The 21,429-nt window shown below is 69.4% G+C and carries 20 protein-coding genes; 15 read left to right on the forward strand and 5 right to left on the reverse strand.

Annotated features, from left to right (window positions below):
* Nucleotides 1-95 precede the first annotated feature (95 nt).
* Both OG300_RS07205 and OG300_RS07210 read left to right on the forward strand, forming a co-directional pair.
* Nucleotides 96-2,192, forward strand: a complete 2,097-nt coding sequence (locus OG300_RS07205) for a LuxR C-terminal-related transcriptional regulator (RefSeq protein ID WP_405493404.1) — start codon at nucleotides 96-98, stop codon at nucleotides 2,190-2,192.
* 103 nt (nucleotides 2,193-2,295) lie between these two features.
* A complete protein-coding gene (locus tag OG300_RS07210) occupies nucleotides 2,296-2,703 on the forward strand; it encodes a hypothetical protein (protein WP_405493406.1) in 408 nt (135 codons plus the stop codon).
* A 20-nt stretch (nucleotides 2,704-2,723) separates the two neighbouring features.
* Here OG300_RS07210 and OG300_RS07215 read toward each other — a convergent pair whose 3' ends face one another.
* The 3 genes from OG300_RS07215 to OG300_RS07225 form a co-directional block, all read right to left on the reverse strand.
* The gene (locus OG300_RS07215; RefSeq protein ID WP_405493408.1) at nucleotides 2,724-3,530 is read right to left on the reverse strand and encodes an SDR family oxidoreductase; all 807 of its coding nucleotides are present in this window, start codon (nucleotides 3,528-3,530) and stop codon (nucleotides 2,724-2,726) included.
* Between the two features lie 55 nt (nucleotides 3,531-3,585).
* Entirely contained in the window at nucleotides 3,586-4,623 is a 1,038-nt protein-coding gene (locus tag OG300_RS07220; RefSeq protein ID WP_405493410.1) for an alpha/beta hydrolase, read from the reverse strand.
* A 320-nt stretch (nucleotides 4,624-4,943) separates the two neighbouring features.
* Nucleotides 4,944-5,705: a 3-hydroxyacyl-CoA dehydrogenase gene (locus OG300_RS07225; RefSeq protein WP_405493412.1), complete on the reverse strand. Its 762-nt coding sequence runs from the start codon at nucleotides 5,703-5,705 to the stop codon at nucleotides 4,944-4,946.
* Between the two features lie 344 nt (nucleotides 5,706-6,049).
* Between OG300_RS07225 and OG300_RS07230 the strand changes: the two genes are divergently transcribed.
* The 13 genes from OG300_RS07230 (at nucleotide 6,050) to OG300_RS07290 (ending at nucleotide 19,322) form a co-directional block, all read left to right on the forward strand.
* A complete protein-coding gene (locus tag OG300_RS07230; protein ID WP_405493414.1) occupies nucleotides 6,050-6,697 on the forward strand; it encodes a hypothetical protein in 648 nt (215 codons plus the stop codon).
* A gap of 17 nt (nucleotides 6,698-6,714) precedes the next feature.
* Complete coding sequence (locus tag OG300_RS07235) at nucleotides 6,715-7,590, forward strand: MinD/ParA family protein (protein ID WP_405493416.1); 876 nt, start codon at nucleotides 6,715-6,717, stop codon at nucleotides 7,588-7,590.
* Nucleotides 7,587-8,255: a hypothetical protein gene (locus tag OG300_RS07240; RefSeq protein WP_405493418.1), complete on the forward strand. Its 669-nt coding sequence runs from the start codon at nucleotides 7,587-7,589 to the stop codon at nucleotides 8,253-8,255. Before OG300_RS07235 ends, OG300_RS07240 begins: the two co-directional genes overlap by 4 nt.
* A gap of 157 nt (nucleotides 8,256-8,412) precedes the next feature.
* Nucleotides 8,413-8,703 (forward strand): hypothetical protein, encoded by a 291-nt coding sequence (locus OG300_RS07245; RefSeq protein WP_405493420.1) that lies wholly within the window; start codon nucleotides 8,413-8,415, stop codon nucleotides 8,701-8,703.
* 8 nt (nucleotides 8,704-8,711) lie between these two features.
* Nucleotides 8,712-8,990 carry a hypothetical protein gene (locus OG300_RS07250; RefSeq protein ID WP_405493422.1) on the forward strand — a complete coding sequence of 93 codons (279 nt, stop codon included), beginning with the start codon at nucleotides 8,712-8,714 and terminating at the stop codon, nucleotides 8,988-8,990.
* Between the two features lie 53 nt (nucleotides 8,991-9,043).
* Nucleotides 9,044-9,865, forward strand: coding sequence for a hypothetical protein (locus OG300_RS07255; protein WP_405493424.1), 822 nt, complete (start codon nucleotides 9,044-9,046; stop codon nucleotides 9,863-9,865).
* Nucleotides 9,866-9,950: 85 nt separating this feature from the next.
* The gene (locus tag OG300_RS07260; RefSeq protein ID WP_405493425.1) at nucleotides 9,951-11,432 is read left to right on the forward strand and encodes a hypothetical protein; all 1,482 of its coding nucleotides are present in this window, start codon (nucleotides 9,951-9,953) and stop codon (nucleotides 11,430-11,432) included.
* Complete coding sequence (locus OG300_RS07265) at nucleotides 11,429-12,919, forward strand: SCO6880 family protein (RefSeq protein WP_405493427.1); 1,491 nt, start codon at nucleotides 11,429-11,431, stop codon at nucleotides 12,917-12,919. Before OG300_RS07260 ends, OG300_RS07265 begins: the two co-directional genes overlap by 4 nt.
* Nucleotides 12,920-12,925: 6 nt before the next feature.
* Complete coding sequence (locus OG300_RS07270) at nucleotides 12,926-16,033, forward strand: hypothetical protein (protein ID WP_405493429.1); 3,108 nt, start codon at nucleotides 12,926-12,928, stop codon at nucleotides 16,031-16,033.
* A gap of 23 nt (nucleotides 16,034-16,056) precedes the next feature.
* Nucleotides 16,057-16,338, forward strand: coding sequence for a transposase (locus OG300_RS07275; protein WP_405493431.1), 282 nt, complete (start codon nucleotides 16,057-16,059; stop codon nucleotides 16,336-16,338).
* Between the two features lie 134 nt (nucleotides 16,339-16,472).
* The gene (locus OG300_RS07280) at nucleotides 16,473-17,012 is read left to right on the forward strand and encodes a hypothetical protein (protein WP_405493433.1); all 540 of its coding nucleotides are present in this window, start codon (nucleotides 16,473-16,475) and stop codon (nucleotides 17,010-17,012) included.
* Between the two features lie 37 nt (nucleotides 17,013-17,049).
* Entirely contained in the window at nucleotides 17,050-18,948 is a 1,899-nt protein-coding gene (locus tag OG300_RS07285) for a TraM recognition domain-containing protein (RefSeq protein ID WP_405493435.1), read from the forward strand.
* Nucleotides 18,945-19,322, forward strand: coding sequence for a DUF4913 domain-containing protein (locus tag OG300_RS07290; RefSeq protein WP_405493437.1), 378 nt, complete (start codon nucleotides 18,945-18,947; stop codon nucleotides 19,320-19,322). The genes OG300_RS07285 and OG300_RS07290 overlap by 4 nt, the downstream gene beginning before the upstream one ends.
* 102 nt (nucleotides 19,323-19,424) lie before the next feature.
* On the opposite strand, the gene OG300_RS07295 is transcribed toward OG300_RS07290, so the two are convergent.
* Both OG300_RS07295 and OG300_RS07300 read right to left on the reverse strand, forming a co-directional pair.
* Nucleotides 19,425-19,994, reverse strand: a complete 570-nt coding sequence (locus OG300_RS07295; protein WP_405493439.1) for a hypothetical protein — start codon at nucleotides 19,992-19,994, stop codon at nucleotides 19,425-19,427.
* Nucleotides 19,995-20,394: 400 nt separating this feature from the next.
* Complete coding sequence (locus OG300_RS07300; RefSeq protein WP_405493441.1) at nucleotides 20,395-21,267, reverse strand: peptidylprolyl isomerase; 873 nt, start codon at nucleotides 21,265-21,267, stop codon at nucleotides 20,395-20,397.
* Nucleotides 21,268-21,429: the final 162 nt, after the last annotated feature.

Below are 21,429 nucleotides of genomic sequence, written 5' to 3' on the forward strand. Positions count from 1 at the left end.
GCGCCCTCGCTGCAATGTTGCCGCTCCCAGCACACCGAAGCTCGCCGTGTCTGCCCTGTCAGTCGGGCGTCGTCCGATCGGTGAAGGGACTCCAGATGGCACGGTCGGTCGTTCGGGACCGGGAAGATGACGCGGCGACCGCCGCAGCGGACGGGTGGCGGCTGCCCGTGGCGCGCGGTATGGCGGTGCTGGGCGACGCCGCCACGGTGGCCCGGGTCGCGGCGCTGCTGCAGACCGGCAGCGCCGAGATCGACGGCGCGATAGCCGATCTGCGGCAGGCGGGACTCGTGCTGGGGGAGTGCGAGGCGCATCCGGAGCTCGCGGCGCGGGTGCTGCGCGACCTGCCCGACGAGCTGCGGCGGCCGCTGCACCTGGCGGCGGCGGAACTGCTGTCACGGGACGGCTGTGCGGCCACGGCCGTGGCCGCACAGTTGATGGCCGCCGGTGAGGCGCGCGGCTCGTGGGCGGCGCAGGCCCTGCTCGAAGTCGCCGAGCAGGCTCTGGCCGCCGACGAATTGGACAGTGCCGCAGCACTACTGGAGCTGGCCTACCGGGCCGGGCGGCGGGCGGAGGAACGGGCCGCCATCGCGACCCGGCTGGTCGCGGTGGAGTGGCGGATCAACCCGTCGAGCCGCACCCGCAACTTCGCCCGGCTCAAGGCGGCCCTGCGCACCGGCCGGGTGCCCTACCCGGATCTGCCGACGACCGTGCTGCACATGCTGTGGCACGGGTTCGTGCTGCACGCCGACCACGCGCTGGTGCGGCTGCGGCGCGGCATCGACGGCGCCGCCGCGGTAGGGGATCGCGGCGCCGCCGCGGTGGGGGATCGCGGCGCCGCCGCAGCCGGGGGTCGCCTGGAGTTCCTCGCCGCCTGGCTGCGCTACACCCATCCGGCGCACGCGCAACGCCACGACTGGCTCACCGCGCTGCCCGAACCCGTTCCGGCGGAACGGGATTCGCCGCATCGGCAGGCGGCGGCGCTGCTGGCGGGGTTGACGGCACGGCGTCCACCGGCCGAGACCGCGGCCGCCGCCCAGCGCATCCTCGCCCAGCACCGGCTCACCCCGGCCACGGTCGAGGTGCTGGTCGCGGCGGTGGACTGCCTGCTGCACACCGATCGCCTCGACGCCGCCGACGCCTGGTGCGCGGCACTGCTGGCCGAGGCCACCGCGCGGCGCGCCCCGACCTGGCAGGCGCTGTTCGCCTCGGCTCGCGCGGAGACGTTGCTGCGCAAGGGCAATCTCATCGAGGCCGCCGGGCACGCGCAGGTGGCATTGAACCTGCTGCCCGCCGAACAGCTCGGGGTGTGGATGGGCCGCCCGATCGCGGTGCTGGTGCTCGCGCTCACCGCGCAGGGCCGGCATGCCGAGGCGGCCGCCCAGCTGGAGCGGCCGGTCCCGCGCGCGCTGTTCGAATCCCGTTTCGCGCTGGCCTATCTGCGCGCGCACGGCATGCACTGTCTGGCCACCGATCGCCCCGAGGAGGCGCTGCGGCACTTCCGGCGCTGCGGCCGGTTGATGGACGAGTGGGCCCTGGACTTCGCCTGGATCGCGCCCTGGCGCAACGATATGGCGGCCGCCAGCCTCGCGGCCGGCCAGCAGTGGCAGGCCCAGACCTTCGCGACCCGGCACCTGGACGCCATCGGCGGCGCGGAATCCCATCACACCGGCGGGGTCTCGCTGCGCCTGCTGGCCGCGACCAGCGAACCGCAGCGGCGCGTCACCCTCATCCGCCGGGCCGCGGCTCTGGCCCGCGCAGGCGGCGACGACCTCGAATTGGCCACGGCCCTGGCCGATCTCGGCGTCGCCTACCGTGCGCTCGGGGCCATCGACCGGGCCCGGCCACCCCTGCGCGAGGCGACCAGACTGGCTCAGGCGTGCGGAGCCGAACCCCTGCTGGCCCGGCTGCCCGGCGATCCGGGCTGCGCACCTGTCCCGAAGCGTATCGAGCCGCGAGATATGTTGACCGCCAACGGGTTCGAGGCGCTGAGCCGCGCCGAACTGCGCGTGGCCGAACTCGCCGCCCAGGGCCACCGCAACCGCGACATCGCCGCCACCCTCGACATCACCCCCAGCACCGTCGAACAACACCTGACCCGCGTCTACTGCAAACTCGCGGTCGCCCGCCGCAGCGAACTACGCTTCGCCCTCGCCGCCAAGGAGGACGCCGCAACCCGCACCGCGGTGGGATAGCGGCCGGCCATGCCGATGATCAAGCTCGGGTCTCGAATCTCGCGAACCGTCGGCGGCGTGGCGGCGATGCTCCTATCGTGGAGTTATTCGGAAGGGGTATGACATGACCGCAACCGACAAAGTTCTCATCATCGGCGGGGTGCTGACCCTCACCTACGGCGCGCTGCTGGGGTATCCGATGACCTTCCTGCGCATGCGCACCGGTAATCCGCCGACGCCGCGCTACCTGACCGTCGCCCACGTCGGGGCGGTGATGCAGGGCGTGATCCTGCTGGGGCTGGTGTGGGCGGCGCGGCTGTCCGATCTCTCGAGCGGCTGGAACCTCACCGCGGCGTGGCTGGCGGCGGCGTCGGGAATCTTCATCGCGGCCAAGGACACCGTCAATTGGCTCACCGGCGTCACAGACGAATTCGCGCAGCAGGCCAAGACCGCACCCTTGGGTTTCGCGGGCGCGGTGACGCTCACGGCGGCGCTGATCATTTTCATCGTCGGCGACTTCGCCGCGCTCTGAAGCGAATTCGGTTCAGAACGCTAGAGGGAGTCGGCCTTGCTGATCCAGCCGACGACGGCGCGGGTCAGCCAGGGTGGGGAGAGGCGGACGGACAGGGCGGTGAGTTTGGTCTGGATGCCGATCAGGACGTGCGGGCCGCGCAGGCGGCGCGGGGTGGTGGCGGTGTGCCACAGGGCTTCCGCGATGTCGTCGGGGGTGAGGTGCACGCCGAGGGTGGTCGAGGATTTCGAGCCGCGGGCGACCTCGGTCATCATGTCGGTGGCGACGAACAGGGGGAGCAGGTCGGTGACCGGGATGCCGTAGTGCCGCCATTCGAGATCGAGGGCCTCGGTGAGGCTGCGGACCGCGGCCTTGGTCGCGCCGTAGGTGGCCAGGCCGGGCTGGCCGTAGAGCGCCGAGGCCGAGGCCAGGTTGATCACCTGGCTGCCGGGGGTTTCACGCAGGTGGGGGAGGGCGGCGTGGCAGCCGTTGAGGACGCCCTTGACGTTCACGTCGATCAGGCGATGCTGGCGTTCCAGCGGGATCTCGCCGAAGGGGCCCGAATACAGGATGCCCGCATTGTTGACCAGCAGGTCGAGTCGTCCTGTGCCGCCGGTGAATTCCTTCAGGGCACGATCCCAGCCCGCCGGATCGGTGACGTCGAAGGCTCCGGTGACGGTGTCGCCGCCGAGCTCGGATGCGGTGGCGCGCACCGCGTCCGGATCGATGTCGTAGAGGCCGACCGTCCAGCCCGCGCGGGCGAAGCGGGCGGCGACGGCGCGGCCGATACCGGCTGCCGCGCCGGTGATGAACACGGCCGGACGGGTGGGACTGGCGGACTCGGACATCGGGGCCTCTCGGCTCGGGCGATCGGGGCCGCGGACGCGACCGCCCGCGCCGCGATCAGGCGGCGGTGCGGCCGGTGCCCGCTGCGCCGATCATCGCACGATGGAACTCGGCGGCGTCACGGGCGGCGTCGCGGCCGTCGGCCAGCAGGTCCGCGCCCAGGTGGATCAGCGTGTGCGGGGCGTCGGGCCGGATCTGCAAATGCAGCCGGACGCCGGCCTGCTCGGCGCGCCGAGCCACCGCGTACGCGTCGCTGAGCAGCATTTCGCGCGAGCCGACCTGCACGAAAATCGGTGGCAGCCCGGTGAAATCGTGATTGACGACCGACCAGTTCGGATCGAGCACGCCGTCCACCGCGATCCCGCGGCGCACCACCATATCGGGGCCGAGGGCGGGCAGCACCGCGTCGAGCCGGGCATTCGGATGCGCCTCGCGGGCAGTGGAATCGAAATCCGCCCACGGCGAGGTCACCGACAGTCCCACCGGCAGCGGCAAACCCAGGTCGCGCAGCGTGAGCGCCAGGCGCAGCGCCAGCCCGCCGCCCGCGGAATCGCCCGCCACCACGATCTTCTCGGGCGGGAAGCCCTCGTCCAGCAGGTGCCGGTAGGCGGTGAGCGCGTCGGCGAGGCTCTCGTTGGGGTGCGCGTCGGGCAGCTGGCGGTAGTCGACGGTCAGCACCGGCAACTCGCTGAGCGCGCCGAGACGAGCGGTGTGGCGGCGGTAGCTGTTGAGCCCGCCCGCGATGAACGCGCCGCCGTGGAAGTAGAGCAGGGCCGCGTCGCGATCCACCCGCGGATCGGCAACCGGTGCGCTCCACAGCCATTCGGCGTCGAAGTGCTCGAAACGCATCGGCTCGCGGCGTACGCCGCGCGGCGTGCCGAGGATCGCGGCGGGCTTCTCCGACAGCCGGGTCACGGTGAACACCAGCCGCGCGGGCTGATCGCCGCGATCGGCGACCCAGGCCCCGGCCCGCAGGAACTGCTGCACGGTGGTGCGAAGCACCGGATGCGCGATCCGCGTCCCGATCCGAGCGTCTCGAATCGTCTCCACGGTCACCGATGATCCGGCCTCCGAGCTCAGCGGCGTCGTCGCCACGGGCGCTCCTGTCCGCGCCCCGACCCACCGGGCGCTCTGCTACAACACTGTCCATACCGGCCGAAGGCCGAAGATCATCTTCACCCTCCGTGCGCGGATTGTCATGTCCGAGAGTGAAATTCCCGCGTTCCCGCAGTCCGCACCCCCGATGCACCACCGATCCCCGCACCAAGCTATCGCGCCCGAACCCCTCGGGGGTTACACCCGGTCCCACTCACCGGGTCGCGAGCACTCGACCGAGATCGAGGAGCGGTAGGCGTGGAAAATCGCCCGGATCCGCGCGGTGCGGGCTCCTCGATCTCGGTCAGAGCTGCCGGAGACTAGCGGGGAGCCATCCGGATCGCGCCGTCGAGGCGGATCACTTCACCGTTGAGCATGGGGTTTTCGACGATGTGGCGGACCAGCGACGCGTACTCGGCCGGATCGCCGAGGCGCGACGGGTGCGGAACCTGCGCGCCGAGGGCGTCGATCGCCTGCTGCGGCAGGGTCGCGAACAGCGGCGTGTGGAACAGGCCGGGCGCGATGGTCATCACGCGAATCTTGTACGAGGCCAGGTCGCGAGCGACCGGGAGGGTCAGTCCGACGATGCCGCCCTTGGACGCGGAGTACGCGGCCTGACCGATCTGACCGTCGTAGGCGGCGACCGAGGCGGTGTTGACGATGACGCCGCGCTCGCCGTCGGCCTCCTCGGTGGCCGAAATGCGCTCGGCCGCCAGGCGGATCACGTTGAACGTCCCGATCAGGTTGACGGTGACGACCTTGGTGAAGGACTCCAGCGGGAACGCGCCCTGCTTGCCCACCGTCTTGACCGCGTTGCCGATTCCCGCGCAGTTCACCGCGATTCGCAAAGTTCCCAGCGTCTGGGCGGCATCCAGCGCGGCGGTCACATCCGCTTCGCTGGTGACGTCACCGGGCGAGAACACCGCTCGCTCACCGAGTTCCTCGGCGATGGCCTTGCCGTCGGAGGAGGGAAGGTCGAGGATGACGACCTTCGCGCCGGCCGAGTGCAGTTCGCGCACCGTGGCCAGTCCGAGTCCCGAGGCGCCGCCGGTCACTACCGCGACGATGTCTGCTGTCTTCACAAAACCTCCACATATCTAGGTCTTGTTAATGTAGATTCTTGCCGGGCTGTGGGGAAGACCGGCCCGTCGGCGTGGTGTGCACGCCCCCGCGTGAACGCTGCTATCGCGCACGCGCGCGTTTACGTAGGAGTGTCGTCCGGCGCGTCGAGTCGTAGGAATCCTGTTCTCGAGAGAGAATTTCCGATTGGGACCGTCCGCAGGCAAGGCCCCGGCAGCAACCCGATTTCGACGACAACAGACCGTCCGCTACGACCGACCGCCGAGAGGGTCAGACGATGCAGAGCGACGTGCCCGAGCCGGGAATGTTGAAGTCGTACAAAAAAGTCTCTCGCTGGTACCCCTCGATGGAACCGTCGGCCGATGCCACCCCCGCTGAGCAGCCCGGCGACGACTCGGCTTTCGAGGAGGAGGACGGCCCCGCGCGGTTTCCGCACTACATTCGCGACGAGGAACCCGAACTCGAGATCCCGCCCGTCCCCGACTCCGTGCTGCGGCGCAGCCACTACAACGGCGCCTGGTCGGACTGGATGCGTGACGGCGAGACCGGTTCGTACTCACCGCAATCGAGTGAGCGTGATTCCACCGTCGTCGAGTTCCCCTGGGGCAGTGGTCAATCCGGGGACGAGCCGGGCGATGACGCACCGCGGGCCAAGGCCGCGAGCACGTCTCGCTCGACGGCCACGGCTGCGCCGGACCGCGCGTCCGAGCTGCTCGACGCGATCGCCGACGAGGCTGCGCCGGGGCGCGAGGTGTTCGCGCGCAGACGGCTTTTCGCGCTGGCGTTCCTAGTTGTTGCTGTCCTATTGCTAGCAATTGCCGGTGGGTTTGCTCTCTATGTGCTGAATTCGCACGGCGGCAGCGCGCAATCCCTCGGCACCCCGGCGGCGCATACACATTCCGGCCCGGTTCCAGCCGTGGCGGCGTACAACGAAATGACGGCCATCGCGATCATCGGCGACCATGGTCCCACTGCGGGCATTCCGGCCGGATAAGAGGAGAGCTGAGAACCATGGATCAGGACTGGAGCCGCTGGCTCGACGAGGTGCCCGAGGAGGGCGAATCGCCGAGCCGTGCCGCGCGTTCCAAGGCTCCGGTGGTGCGCTTGCGCAAACGCCGCGGTGACTCCGGCGAGGCCGGACCGCAACCACGCCCGATCCTCGTGGTGGGCGGCTGCGGCGGCGCGGGCACCACCACCACCGCCCTCGGCATCGCCGGTGAGATGGCCGCCGGTGGCGCCCAAACCGTCGCCGTGGACGGCACTTTCGCGGGCAGCGATCTCGCCCTGCGCGGCGCTGACGAGCACCTGAGCCCGATCAGCCTGCAGGCCTGGCTCTACGGCCGCGGTGACGACGAGGCCGCGCCGCTCAAAGAATGCCTCTCGCGGGCCACCTCCGGAATCGGTCTGCTGTGGCGCGATCCGGCGCCGTTGCGTAGGCGCGCAACGTACCTCACGGTCGCTCGGGCCATCGACGATTCCGGATATACGCCGGTGTACGACGGTGGCAATCCGATCGCCAGCCGGCATCTGCGCCCGTTGCTCGAGGACGCCGATATCGCTCTGGTGCTGGCGATCCCGGCCCGCGTGGACGCCGCCAACCGGCTGCGCGTGACGCTCGAGTGGCTCGACGATCAGTTCGGTGGACAGGGCGAGGGGCAGGGCGCCGGGATCGTCGGCGACACCACGATTGTCGTGTCACATCAGTTGCCGGGCAGCGATTCTCGGGTCGCTGATCATTTGCGGGAGCATCTGGACGGGTGGGTCGCCGAAGTGACTGAGATACCCTATGACCCACACCTCGCCCGGGGAGAATTGGTGCGGCACAGCAACCTGTCCGCCGAGACACGCCGGGCGTATCGCCGCCTGCTTGCTGGAGTGGCATCATGACCGCAGCCATGAAGGAACGCCGAACCTCCGCCCAGAGATCCACCGCAGCGGCCGCAACGGCGGCCGGTGTGGTGCCGCCGCCGGAGCATCGCCGGGCGCCGATCTGGGACCGCCCCGTACCCGGCGGCGGACGAGCCCCGCTCGTCTGGCTGCTGGGCGTACACGGCGGGTCGGGCGCGACCACCCTGGCGCACGTGCTCGCCCCGGCCGCCGACTCCTACCGGCGCTGGCCCGGGGTCTTCGACCGCGAATCGCCGTTCGTGGTGCTGGTCGCACGCGAAACCATCGCCGGACTCACCCGTGCCCACGATCTGCTGCGCCAGCATCACGCCGGACTGGCCGGTTCGTGCCAGGTGCTGGGCCTGGTGACCGTCGCCGCGCGCCCCGGGCGCATCCCCGTCGAGATCCGCCGCTACCGCGACGTGGTCGGCTCGCTGGCCGGTCAGGTCTGGCAGGTGCCGTGGCATGAGGAGTGGACCCTCGTCGAGGCCGACCAGCTGCCGGTGTGGTCGCCCGGCGACCCGCTGCCGCAGCAGCGCAAGCGCAAATCCGATCCGCTGCAGGAGATCACGCCCGATGTGCGCGAACTCGGCTCCGGCATCGTGGCCGCCGCGCAGGAGGCGCTCGACGCGCCCCGCGCCGGTGACCGGGAAGCGGAGGAGTGATCGTGAACACAGGCGGATCCCGCTGTGCCCCAAAGTTTTCCCCGTCAGGGGGAATGAAAGTGCAGTTTCCCGAAGGAGAAGTCGGCGCCGGTTGGACGGCAGGACCGGTGATCGGCGAGATTGTTACTAGCAGTTCGCTTTTGGAGAAGGACAGACAATGAGCATGCTCCTCGCCGTACACGACGCGTACGGGCAGATCCTCGCTCAGGTCGGGAATCCGACCCCCGAGGCCCCGCCCGCGTCGGACAAGTTGTTGAAGTTGGTTCGGTACTTCACCTGGTTCGTTCTGTTGTCCGGAATTCTGGGGATCACCTACGCGGGCGGCCGGTTCGCCTGGGAGAAGTGGACGGGAGGCGGTTTGGAGTCGCCGAAGATGGTGGCCGGGGCCATGATCGGAGGGATCATCGCCACGAGTGCGGGCACGATCATGAACGCTGTGATCACCTAGTGTCCGCCATGCTGGTGGCGCCAGCTCTCGACACCGTGACGGTTCTGTCCTACAAGCAGATGCCGGCCGACGTGCTGCGACCCATGATGCAGCTCATCGACTGGCTGCTGTGGTGCGTGCTGCTGTTCTGTCTGGCCTGGATGATCCTCTCGGCCGGACGGCTCTGGTACGCGTTCCGCGACGACCTGGCCGCCAACGACGCGACGCACGGGGTGGTGATGAGCCTGCTGGGCGCGATCATGGCGAGTTCGGCCAGCGGCATCGCACTGGCCCTGCTGCCGACCTGACGGGCACGGGCTGCTGAATTGTCCAATCGCACACACACTTCGGAGGCGGTTCGATGAGCGAGAAGGAGTCGCCGGAGCGCGACCGGGTCTCGTTCGGCGTCATCGCCTCGGCGGCCCTGGTGGCGGTGATCGTCATCGCGGGTCTGGTGGTGTATTTCGGGCGCAGTGACACGCCGAGCGCGAGCAGCGCCGGTACGACCTCGGTTTCGGCCGACTCGGACGCGACCGGATTCGCCGCGCCCGACGTCGACCTGTTCGGTCGTCGCGTCGATGTCCCGAACAACCCTGCGGGGCAACCGCTTCCGCAGGACACGTCCAAGCAGCGCAAGGCCACCGACCAGGACTGGCTGACCGCCGCTCCGCTCGGCACCACCGCGCCGCACGGCTGGCAGCGGGTGTACGGCGCGTCCGTGCCCTTCTCCACCTCGGACGGTCCCACCCGCCTGGAAGACGGTCTGGCCGTGGGGTACTCGCACACCCCGCAGGGTGCGGCGCTGGCCGCCGCGCAGATCACCTATCGACTCAATGCCCGGCCCGCGGACCGGGAGCTCTATGTGCGTCAGGTACGGGTGGCAGCCCAGCAGGCCGCCGCCTACGACCAGGCGCTGGCCGATCAGAAGCTGCCCAAACAGCAGCCCGAGAAGGTCACCCGATATCTGGTGGCGCCCGACGGCTTCCAGATCGAGAACTACGCCGACGACATGGCGATCGTGCGGCTGGCCGCACGGGGCCCGGCGTCCGATGGTCGGCAGCTCTGGGCTGCCGTGAGATTGATCATGGTCTGGGACTCGGGCGATTGGCGCCTCAAGCCCTCGACCTCGAATACCGCGCAGACCGAGTACGTGGATTCGCTGGCGGGGTGGACCCGATGGTGAATCCGCACGCGGAGGTCGAGCACAGCGCGGCGAGCCCCGAATCAGAGGATGACATGGCATCGCGACCCATCGAAAGGTGGACCACATGCTGAGGCGGATAGTCACGATCTTCGCGGTCGTATTCACCGTCATGATCGCGACCCCGACGGTCGCCTACGGGCAGACCTACGGATTCGATCAGGCCTGCAACGAATTACACGACTCCCTCGACGGGCTGGGCGTGCCGGGCATCTCGCTCGGTGACGCCGCCTCGGCCGCCTGCAAGGCCGGTAACGTCGCCACCCACCCGGGTGACGCCGCGACCGCCGTGCGGGACAAGGCGTGGGACTCCACCTTCGGCAAGGTGGTGGACTCGCTGATGAACGGCCTGGGCGAGGCCCTGCTGCTGGCGCTGACGTTCTGGATGAAGATCCCCAACGACAGAGTCAGTGACGCGGGCACCCTGTTCACCAAGATCAACGACTACACCTATCAGGCACAGATATTGCTGCTGATGGTGTCGGTGATCCTGTCGGGCATGAGATTGGCGCAGGCCAGACGCGGAGCCGCGGTCAGCGAGGCCACCGAATCGTTCTGGATGTTCGCCAGAGTGGTGTTCAGCTCGTGGATGCTGGGCGCGGTGATCGTGGCCGCCACCCAGGCCTCGGACAAGTTCTCCGAGTGGATCATCAACGACTCCACCAACGGCAATGCCAAGAACATCGCCGAGCTGATGGTGAAAACCTCCAAGCTGCAAGCGTTCTCGCCCGGCCTGGTGCTGATCATCGCCATCGTCGGACTGCTGGGCGCGCTCGCGCAGATCGTGCTGGCCATCGTGCGCCAGGGCCTGCTGGTCGTCGCGGCGGGTGTATTGCCCTTGGCGGCAGCCGCTTCCGGCACCTCGACCGGGCGCAGCTCCTACGGGAAGCTGCTGGGCTGGATCATCGCGTTCATGCTCTACAAGCCGGTGGCCGCGATCGTGTACATGATCGCCTTCACCACCGCGGGCAACACCGACGACCTGAGCGGCACCGTCAACCTGCCCGACGCGGACGAGGCCCAGCGCATGCTGGTCGCCATCGTGCTGCTGTGCAGTGTGGCGTTCGTGCTGCCCGCGCTGATGCGCCTGGTCACCCCGGCGGTGGCCATCGTCGGTAGCGGCGGTTCGGGTTTGGCCGCCACCACCGGCACCCTGGTCGGTATCGCGGCCCTGGGTGCGGTCGGTTCCCGTGCGGTCGCACCGCGCGCCGCGACCGGCGCGGCCGGATACGTCGGACCCGGTGGCCGCGGTGGCCGTCCGGGACCCGGCGGTCCCGGTGCGCCGGGCGGCGGATCGGGCGGCGGCGGACGTCCCACCCCGCCACCACGCCCCGCCGGTGGCGGAGGCGGCGGTGGTGCCGCGAGTCCTGCGGCTTCCGGCGGGGGCGGCGCAGTACCGTCAGGCGCGTCCCGCGTGGCCAACCGGGTCGCCCAGGTGCGGGCGGCGACCGCGTCGCTGGGCCGGGCCGAGAACCAGGCGGGCGACCTCGCCGGTGACAGCTGGGCCAACCGTTCACCCGACCTCGGCAGGAGCACCATTCCGCGATGACGATGACCGACACCTACGAGCGCCGCTCGTACGGCCTGTGGCAGAAGCCCCGCAGCGCAGGACTTTTCGGCCTGCGCTGGGGTGAGACTGTGGTCGGTTTCGCCGTGGTGATCACCGCGCTGCTCACGGCGCTGGTGGCCGGACCGCAACCGGCCGCGGTGGTCGCCGGGGTCGGCCTGGTCGTGATGGTTCCACTGGTGTGGCGGACGGGGGGCCGCTCCGGCTACGAGAACGGATTGATGATGTTCCATTGGTTGCGCGGCCGTTCCAACGGCGAGCACGTGTACCGCGGTGGCCGCTTCTCCCGGATCCCGGGTGGCGTCACCCGGCTGCCGGGTCTGATGGCGCCCTCGCGGCTCTACGAGGGCATCGACGCGGGCGGCTACAGCTTCGGCATGATCCACCTACCGCAGTTCGCGCAGTACACCGTGGTGCTGCGGGCCTGGCCGCAGGGCCACGAGGCCGTCGATCAGCCGGTCATCGACCGGTGGGTCGGCGCGTGGGGCACCTTCCTGGCGTCGCTGGGGCAGACCTCCGACATCGTGGCGGTGGTGCCGGTCATCGACACCGTGCCCGAGACCGGAAACCGTCTGCTCACCGAGGTTTCCACCATCACCCGGCCCGAAGCGCCCGAGCTGGCGCAGCAGGTGATGTACGAGCTGGCGACCGAACTGCCGCAGGAGCGGGTGCAGCTGCTGCCGCGGGTGGCCATCACCTTCAAGGCCACCACCGCCGAACGCCGCAAGAACCCCGCGGAGGAGGCCGTCGAGATCGGCCGCCGCCTGCCGGGCATCTGCGCGGCGCTCGCCGAGGCGGGCGTGCGCGCGCAGCCGATGGCCGCCGACGAGATCATCTCCTTCATCCGGCGCAGCTACGACCCGGCCGCGCAGGCCGACCTCGAGGTGGCCTCGGGCGAACCCGGTGGGCACGGCCTGGATTGGGCCGACGCCGGACCGGTCTCGCACGAGGAGCGCTGGGACCACTTCATCCACGACGGCGGCCGCTCGGTCACCTGGGAGATGGACACCGCCCCCGAGGGCGCGGTCGACGAGCGGGTGCTGCAGCGCCTGCTGGCCCCGAACCCGGAGGTGCCGCGCAAGCGGATCACCATCGTGTACCGGCCGCACTCCGCCGGTGACGCCGCCCAGATCGTGGACGACGACTTCAAGAACGCCCTGGTGGCACAGCAATCCGAGCGTGGCGTCGTCTCCGCCGCGGCCACCCTGCGCGTCGGGGCGACCCAGCAGGCCCGCGAGGAGCAGGCCCGCGGCCACGGCGTCACCCGCTTCGGTGCGCTGGTCACCATCACCGAACCCCTGCGCGGCGATCTGCCGCGCATCGAGGCCATCACCCGGGACCTCTCGACCCAGGCCCGCCTCAAGATCCGCCGCTGCTACCGCTACCAGGCCGCCGCCTTCGCGGCCTCGCTGGGCTGCGGCGTGATCCTGCCCGAGCACGCCACCATTCCGAAAGCACTTGCGGGGTAACCCACCATGCCACGTGACTTCGACCCCTCGGTCCGCGACCGCACCGCCGCCCCCACCCGGCGCGGTGGCCGACGCGACGTCGAAGCGGACGATCCCGCCCGCCATGCCGACCCGGATCCCGTGCCCCCCACGGGTTCTCGCGTCGCCCGTGACGAGCACCGTCCGCGCCGCGGCACCCTGCCCGACCGCCGCATGCTGCGCCGCGACCCTCCGGCCGACTACCCGGCGGAGTTCGGTGAGCTGCAACCGGCCGACGGTTCGGCGCCGCCGGAGCTGTCGAGCGGTCAGCTCGAGCTGACCACCGGCGATGCGGCACCGGCACTTCCGGCCGCCGCGGTCGCGCCCGTGCCCGAACTGCCCAGCGGCAGTGGACTTTCCGGGCCCGTCGAAGCCGCGGTTCCGGCCGTCGTGCCGGATGCGGGCGATCCGTCCGAGACCACCATCGGATGGAATGTCCCGGGCGACCCGGCTGCCGAGCACGAGGCGCGGCGGTTGAGTGAACTCGACCGCGCCAGCGCCGCCGCCGCGGAGGCGGCGCGCGCCCTGGAAGCGGCGTTCCTCGAACACGGCGAAACTGCTCCCACCGGCGGCCCGGTCACCGGCGGCGAGCACGTAATCGGCTCGGGCACAGCGGAATCCACCGCGAGTCGGGACAGCGCGCCGATCAAGCGCAAGCGGCCCGCGCTGCCCGCTCTGGAACCGGACGACCCGACGGCCGCCGCGGCACCGAGCCGGGGCGGCGACGAGCTGTCCTCGTCGGATGCGCTGCGCGAAGCCGCGGGCAGCTGGTCCACCGCGATCGGTGAGCCCGCCACCACCCACACCGAGCACGGGGAACGGGCGCTCGAGGTGCGGACGGAGCGATCACGCGGATCGCAACGAACCGAGGGGGAGCGCATGGACGGCAAGCGAAGTCGCGGCGAGGGTGACCCGCGCCGCGGCGACACCGGACTACGGGAGCGCCGCGGCGAACCCGGCGAGCCCGAGCCGCGCCGCGGGGAGAGTGGACGCCGCGCGGCGCGCGCCGCCGAGGCGGGGGTGCGGGAACCGCGGCGTGAGCCCGAACAGCGGGCCGCCCGTGGCGAATCCGGCGTTCGTGGCGACGCCACCGGGCGCGAACGGCGTCGGCCGGTCGACCCGGAGCGGGAAGCCCGGCGCGGCAGGACCGCCGAGGGTCGGGGACGACCGGCGGACCCGGAGCGCGGGAACGACGGAGGCCGTCGGACCGCCTCGGGGCGGGCCCGTCCGGTCCGGCCCGAAGGCGAGGAGTCCTCGCGTTCGCGGCGCGGCCGGGGTGGGGACACCCCGCGTGGCTCCGAGCGAAAAGGCAAGTCGGAGCGCGGATCCCGGCGGTCGGCGCCGGAGTCGGCGGCCGCCAATGTCGGGACCCGCAAGACGCCGAAGAAGAAGCAGTCCGGTCCGAAACTGCTCGACGACGCGACCCGCGCCAAGCTGGAGATCACCGCACGCGAGGGCAACGGCCCCCGGGCGGCCATCGCCACCTTCCGGCTGCACACCGACGAGCTGCGACGGCGCAACTTCGCGGCGCGCGCGGAACGCCAGGAGTACGGCAATTTCGACGAATTCGACCGCACCACAGCGCAACTCACCGATCGCGGCTACATCGGCCCCGGTGGCGGGCGGATGAACGTGGTCGGCCGCCCGGTCGAGTACCGGGCCACCACCGCGCAGGTCGCGGGGCTGTGGCCGTGGTCGGTCGGCGCGGGCGCGCCGCTGATCGGGACGCCGCTGGGGTCGCACCTGCACACCGGCGCACCGGTCTGCTTCGACCCGATGAACTGGTTCATGCGTGGCAGCTTCATCACCGCGCCCAGCCTGTTCGTGCTGGGCCTCAACGGTTTCGGCAAATCCTCGCTGGTGCGCCGGATCGTGCTCGGCGGTGTCGCGCAGGGCATCACGCCGCTGATCCTCGCCGACGTCAAGCCCGACTACCGCAAACTGGTGGAGCTGGTCGGCGGACAGGTCATCGACCTGGGCTACGGCCACGGCAAGCTGAACCCGCTCGCCGCCGGTGTGCTGGGCACGATCGTGCCGATGCTGGAGGGGCTGCCGGAGTTGCAGACCCAGGTCGTGCAGGAGATGCGCGCCCGCCAGGTCACCCTGGTGGCTGGTCTGGTGGAACTGGTGCGCGGCGCGCGAGTGCGCGACTTCGAGGAGACGCTCATCTCCACCGCGCTGAGCATCCTCTACCGCGAGGGCAACCAGTTCGGCCCGGAACAGCCGCCGATCCTCGAGGACCTGCTCGAAGTGGTGGTCACCGGCGGCGACACCCTGCAACTCGATGCGGGCGCGGACAATCCGGAGGAGTACCACGAGGCCATCAAGGGCCTGCGGCGCTCGCTGCGCGCCCTCACCCAGGGTCCGTTCGGCGCGATCTTCAACGGGCACACCACGACTCCCATCGACACCACCGCCACTGCGGTCTGCATCGACGTCTCGCACATCCCCAACGGCGACCGCAAGCTCAAGGCCGCGGTCATGCTGGCCTGCTGGGCAGACGGTTTCGCCTCCGTCGAGGCCGCGCACGTGCTCGCCGACGCGAAGATGGGCCCGCAGCGCTACTTCCAGGTGGTGATGGACGAGCTGTGGCAGGTGCTGGGCCTGGGCGACTTCATGGTGGACCGCGTCGACGAACTGACCCGCCTGCAGCGTGGCATCGCCACCTCGCTGATCATGATCAGCCACACCATCAAGGACCTGCAGGCGCTGGGCTCCGAGGCCGCCATCGCCAAGGCCCTCGGCTTCCTGGAACGCGCCCGCGCCAAGATCTTCGGCGCGCTGCCGGCCGAGGAGATCTCGCGACTGGACTCCACCGTGCCCTTCACCTCCGCCGAGGAGGAGATGGTCACCAGCTGGTCGGCGCCGCAGGCACTGACCGGTGAGGCGCTCAAGCCCGGGCAACAGCGCCCGCCCGCACCCGGCACCGGCAAGTTCCTGCTCAAGATCGGTGAGGACCGCCGCCCCGGGATCCCGTTCCACATGGAGTTCACCATCTCCGAGCGGGAGAGCGGAATCCACGACACCAACCAGCGTTTCAGCGAATTCACCGAATCGACCGCACGCCGCGGCTCGGACGAGGGGAGTGCCGCATGATGCCGCACCGGTCGTATCGGAGAGTGTCTCCGGAGGTCCGCCAGGCCGCAGTCGAACAGGTCGTCTCACTGACCGGCAAGCTCCGCTCCGAATCGGAGGCATGCCGGGTGGTCGCCGAACTGATCGGCGTGCACACCAATTCGGTGCGCAACTGGGTGCGCGCCGCCGAGAGCCCCGGCCTGGAGCGGATGGACGCTATCGCGTTGCGCCGCAAGGTCGCTCTGCTGCAGCAGCAGCTCGCGGCGGCCGCCGAGATGAACCGCAGTCTGGTGGAAACGCTCCACGACGCCAAACGCGGCATATGAGGGCATGCCACGATATCGAACACGCCGACCCGGGAAAACCCCTGGTATTGCCCGGGTACCGGCCACAGCGACTAGCCTGGACTAAAGGCCCGGTTGCGCGCCGTCGGCGCGTGTGGCCCGCGAGTGGGATGGTGATGCTGGTGGTGAGCGCCGCACTGCTGGCCACCGCGTGCGGCGGTGGCGGCACGACGAGCGGCAGCGGCTCCGATCCGTCTGCCGGACAGCCCCCTACGTCCACCAGTCGTTTGCTGGAGGATGCTCCGGCGCCGGACCCCACCACCCCCGACGGTGTCGCCGTGACCGCGCTCGAGCAGATCTACACCTGGTACCCGGCCACCGAATCCGAGGGTGACGCCTTGAAGCGGGCCCGGAAATGGCTGGGGCCCAGCCTGATCCGCACCGTGGACGTTCCCACCACGGTGACCGAGTCGCCGCGGCCCTCGCTACGCTGGACCGAGTGGGCCAAGGCCGGTGCGCACGTCGAGGCATTCGCGTTCGCGTCGGGGGAGAAGGCCCCGGCGGGCACCGACCCCAACCGGCAGCAGTACAAGATCGGAATCGAGCAGACGGTCGTCTACCCGGGCGGCAAGCGGGAATCGTTACCACCGTCCACCGTGGTCGCCACCGTGGTGCGCGGCGCGACGGGCGGTTGGCTGCTCGACGAATTCCGTTGAACGGCAAGCACTTTCAGGTCATCCCAGGAGGATAGAGATGGCGAAGCAACCGGTGAAGGACCCCGCTGATCCGGGTCCGGACACCACACTGCACTTCATATACGCGGGTTTCGCGATTTTCGGAACGCTGTGGGTGGCCGTGCAATTGGGCAACATGCTCTCCACGCCGCGCCAGCAGTTGCCGATCAACCCGATCTCCATCGTCGTGCACCTGGTCAAGGGCGAACTGCACTGGCCGACGCCCGCGACCTTCATCGTGCTGCTCGTCATCGTGCTGGCGGCGATCTACGTGCTGATCCGCAAGCGCCGCAAGGAAGCCGCGGGCAAGGGCCGACTGCCGGTCGACGACAAGGCCGACCACATGGGCACCGGCGACGCCATCAAGTCGCTGAAGCTGGCCGGGGTGCGCGAGAAGGCCGGGCAGATCGGCGTCCCGCTCGAGAAGGACGGCTCCGGCGCGCCCTACATCCCGAATTCGCTGATGAAGCCCGGTGATCCGCTGATCCCGGGTGTCCCCATCGGCATGTCGGTGGCCGACAACGAGATGATCTACGGCTCCTACGAGGACCTCCACATCGACATCTGGGGACCGCGTCAGGGCAAGACCACCTCGCGGGTGGTGCCCGCCATCCTGTCCGCCATCGGACCGGTGCTGGTCACCTCCAACAAGCGCGACGTCGTCGACGCCACCCGGGATGTGCGCGAGCACAAGGGTTCTCGCACCTACGTCTTCGACCCGCAGGGTGTCGCCGACGAACCGCCGAGCTGGTTCTGGGATCCGCTGGCCTGGGTCGCCCCGCACCACGACGGCTCGGAGATGCGCGCCGCCCGGCTGGCCGGACACTTCGCCGACGCCGACGACAGCTCCGGTGCCATCCAGAGTTCGAGCGACTCGTTCTTCGACCAGGAGGCAGAGGACCTGCTCGCCGGTCTCATCCTGGCCGCCGCGCTCGCCGACCAGCCGATCGTGCAGATCTGGGACTGGGTCACCGATCCCGGCAACACCGAACCCGTCGAGGTGCTGCGCGCGGCCGGCCGCCACTTCATGGCCTCGGGTCTGGCCCAGCAGTACAACGTCGACCCGCGCACCCGCAGTGGCGTTTTCGGCACCGCCAAGAAGATGATCCGCTGCCTGCAGCTGTCCAACGTGCATCCCTGGATCACGCCGGGCGAGAACCGCTACGCCTTCGACGAACTCGACTTCATCGAACGCAACGGCACCCTCTACAGCCTCTCCCTCGAGGGCCGCGGCTCGGCCTCGCCACTGGTGAGCGCGCTGACCGAGGCGGTCATCGACGTCGCCATGCGGCAGGCCTCGCGCTCACCCGGTGGGCGACTGGGGATTCCGCTGCTGGCAGTCCTCGACGAGGCCGCCAACGTGGTGCGCTGGAAGGATCTGCCCAAGCAGTACAGCCACTTCGGCTCGCGCGGCATCGTGGTGATGACGGTGTTGCAGTCGTGGGCGCAGGGCGCGCGCTGCTGGGGCGTCGACGGCATGGAGGCGCTGTGGGCCGCCGCCAACATCAAGGTGCTCGGCAGCGGCGTCGACGACATCAAGTTCCTGCAGGACCGCTCCGAGGCCATCGGCGAGTACGACTCGATCTCGCAGTCGGTGTCGGAATCCTCCGGCGGCAAGAGCTATTCGCGTTCGCTGGGGTCCTCGAAGACCTTCAACGTGCACGCGCTGGCCACCCTGCCGCGCGGTCGCGCCATCGTGTTCTCCTCCGCCACGCCGGCGGTGCTGGTGCGCACGGTGCCGTGGTGGGAAGGCGATTTCGAGGCAGAGGTGCGCAACTCCATCAAGGCGCACGACCCGGTTCCGCAGCGCAAGACCGAGATTCAAGATCTGATCAACGAACGCGACCCGTTCATCAAGCCCGGGCAGCAGAACCCGGGGTACGAGGCCGGAACGATCGAGGAGGTCCGCCCGCTGTGAGCGACCAGCAGCAACAACCGATGGTGTACGCGAGCGTGGTCGAGTTCGTGGAGAACTACCTGAGTCTCGTGTACCGCCGGCAGGTGACCGATATCAGCGACACTGTGTGGTGCCCGGAATGGTGGCAGCACGCCGAAGCGGTGGCGCGGTTGGACGCGCTGTGGCGCGCCTGGGAACACTACCGGCGTGACGGCAAAACGGGATTGAGCATCTGGTTCCTCGATCACGCCGACGCGCACATGGCGAAGCTGTTCGACCCCAAGGGGCCGTTCAAGTACTGCAGTGTGCGCAACGGGCACAAGGACATGCTGACACCGCTGCCGTTGAAGTCCCCGAAGGACGGAATGTTCAGCGAACCACCGCTGGGGCTGTGAGACAGCGTATCTCGCGATGAGCTAGAGGATCGCATTGTGGCGGACCGTAATTCGATTGCGATCCGCCACACCGATGCGAAATACTGACTGCCGTAACGACTTTCAGCTGATGGTGCGGGCGATGGTCTCGCGTTCGCGAGCCCGGGCGTCGACCTCACGGGCGCGACGCTGTGCGACCTCGGTCGCCTGCTCGCGCAGACGCGCCGCGTCGGCCGCGGACTGCGCCTGGCCGACCTCCATAAGCATTCGGACAGAAGCCAATTCAGGCGAAATACCCATACGGGTCAGGTGCTGCGCGAGCGCCGCGCGGCGTTCCACGGAGTCGTGACGGACCAGACCCTTGCTCTTGGCAGCCTGTGTGGCGGCCATTCGCGTGGACTCCGCCTGGGCGGCGAAGCGGTCCTTCTCCAGTGACACACCCTTTTCCAGCGGCGGCTTCTCGATCATGCGCGCGAGTTCGAGATTGCGCGGATCTTTCGCCTTCGCGTCCGCGGCTTCCCGCAGGACCCGCTCGCGACCTTCCTTCTGCCGGGCTTCGGTGACCTTGACGCGGGCTTCCGCTTCCTTCTGGCCACGTTCCCGGGTTCGCAGCGCGACAAGTGTCGCGAGCTGCAACATTTGCCTCATCATCGCCGCGGTTTCGCGGCCGATGTCGTCGAGTTCCTCGGCCATTGCCTGCTCCCCGATGCTGCAGTGATCACTATGGATGGTGGTGGTGCTTCGTCATGAACATCGCGGTACGAACGGTGGTTCGAATTGCCATGTCCCGCCTGCAAACGCGGACACCGGGAGAACGTGGGGCGGAGGACGGCCCGGATGGGGGTGACCCGGTGGGCTTTACTACGCCTTGGTACTCCGTTCTACGAGGTTACCAGCGAAAACTCGGATACCGCCGTGCGTGAGCGTCGCGGTTCAGCATATATCGCACAATTCCGGCACGTCAGGGGAAAGTCAGGATTTTCTTTGGTTAGGAAAGCCTTACACCGAAGGTTCGGCACCGCTTCCACCGGAAAAATGCCGGAAAACGAACGGGCCCGGCGCGAAACGCGCCGGGCCCGAAAAACCGTGCTGGTCAGTTGATTTGGACCGACTGGATGTTCACATCGGCGGTCGGCTTGCCGTCACCGGAACCACCGGTGACACCAGCCTTCGCGATCTTGTCCAGGGTGGCCAGACCGCCGTCGTCGATGGTGCCGAAAATCGTGTACTGCGGCGGCAATTGGGAGTCGCCGTAGACCAGGAAGAACTGGCTGCCGTTGGTGCCCTTGCCGTCGGTCTGATCCGGACCGGCATTGGCCATCGCGATCACGCCGCGCTTGTAGGCCACCGGGTACTGCGCGGCCTGATCGGTCGGCGCGTACTGATCGGTCGGGTACTCGTTGTCGAACTGGTAGCCCGGACCGCCCATGCCGGTACCCGTCGGATCACCACACTGCAAGACCTGCAGGCCCTTCGAGGTGGTCAGCCGGTGGCAGCTGGTGTTGTCGAAGAACTTCTGCTTGATCAAACTCTCGAAACTGTTGACCGTGCAGGGGGATTCGCCCGGATTCAGGGTGATGCCGATGGCGCCCTGATTGGTGTTCATGGTGACCTTCGGCGTACCCGCGGTCGAGATGTTCGCGGTCCCGGGCGCGGAGACCGGCTTGTCGGCCGGACGCGTCGCCGGGCGGTACTCACAGCTCACCGCGGCGGGCTTGGGCTTCGCGGCCGGCGGGGGAGCGGCGGTCAGCGACGCGTCGGGAGACTCCGACGCCTTCGCGGTGCTCGCATCGTCGCCACGGGTCAGGAAGTAGATGCCGACACCGGCCGCGACCGCGACCGCCACACCCAGCGCGGAGGCGGCAATGGTGAGTTGCTTGCGCTTGCGCGCCTTCGTGGCACGGTTGGCCAGTTGGCGCTCCAGCTTCTTCTTAGCTGCAGCGCGTCGCTGTTCATTGCTCGGCACTAACTAGTCCCTCCGTGAACGGTCGGTATCCGACATCTGTACAGACTGCGGCCGTCAGCCCCAGCGGCCGCGGCAGACATTACCTGTACTGGCTGAGAAAAACCTACATATCCCGGGCGGGCCGGTTACCGGTTGGACTTGGCGGACGGGCGTGGTGGAAAC

Origin of the sequence: Nocardia sp. NBC_00511 (assembly GCF_045161165.1) — a bacterium.
Lineage (GTDB): Bacteria > Actinomycetota > Actinomycetes > Mycobacteriales > Mycobacteriaceae > Nocardia.

Bases quoted from the DNA above. Each gene is read 5' to 3' on its own strand.
- OG300_RS07210 (WP_405493406.1), top strand. From the start codon at position 2,296: ATGACCGCAACCGACAAAGTTCTCATCATCGGCGGGGTGCTGACCCTC.
- OG300_RS07245 (WP_405493420.1), top strand. From the start codon at position 8,413: ATGAGCATGCTCCTCGCCGTACACGACGCGTACGGGCAGATCCTCGCT.
- OG300_RS07205 (WP_405493404.1), top strand. From the start codon at position 96: ATGGCACGGTCGGTCGTTCGGGACCGGGAAGATGACGCGGCGACCGCC.
- OG300_RS07230 (WP_405493414.1), top strand. From the start codon at position 6,050: ATGGAACCGTCGGCCGATGCCACCCCCGCTGAGCAGCCCGGCGACGAC.
- OG300_RS07285 (WP_405493435.1), top strand. From the start codon at position 17,050: ATGGCGAAGCAACCGGTGAAGGACCCCGCTGATCCGGGTCCGGACACC.
- OG300_RS07280 (WP_405493433.1), top strand. From the start codon at position 16,473: ATGCTGGTGGTGAGCGCCGCACTGCTGGCCACCGCGTGCGGCGGTGGC.
- OG300_RS07255 (WP_405493424.1), top strand. From the start codon at position 9,044: ATGAGCGAGAAGGAGTCGCCGGAGCGCGACCGGGTCTCGTTCGGCGTC.
- OG300_RS07215 (WP_405493408.1), bottom strand. From the start codon at position 3,530: ATGTCCGAGTCCGCCAGTCCCACCCGTCCGGCCGTGTTCATCACCGGC.
- OG300_RS07235 (WP_405493416.1), top strand. From the start codon at position 6,715: ATGGATCAGGACTGGAGCCGCTGGCTCGACGAGGTGCCCGAGGAGGGC.
- OG300_RS07260 (WP_405493425.1), top strand. From the start codon at position 9,951: ATGCTGAGGCGGATAGTCACGATCTTCGCGGTCGTATTCACCGTCATG.
- OG300_RS07250 (WP_405493422.1), top strand. From the start codon at position 8,712: ATGCTGGTGGCGCCAGCTCTCGACACCGTGACGGTTCTGTCCTACAAG.
- OG300_RS07270 (WP_405493429.1), top strand. From the start codon at position 12,926: ATGCCACGTGACTTCGACCCCTCGGTCCGCGACCGCACCGCCGCCCCC.
- OG300_RS07295 (WP_405493439.1), bottom strand. From the start codon at position 19,994: ATGGCCGAGGAACTCGACGACATCGGCCGCGAAACCGCGGCGATGATG.
- OG300_RS07240 (WP_405493418.1), top strand. From the start codon at position 7,587: ATGACCGCAGCCATGAAGGAACGCCGAACCTCCGCCCAGAGATCCACC.
- OG300_RS07265 (WP_405493427.1), top strand. From the start codon at position 11,429: ATGACGATGACCGACACCTACGAGCGCCGCTCGTACGGCCTGTGGCAG.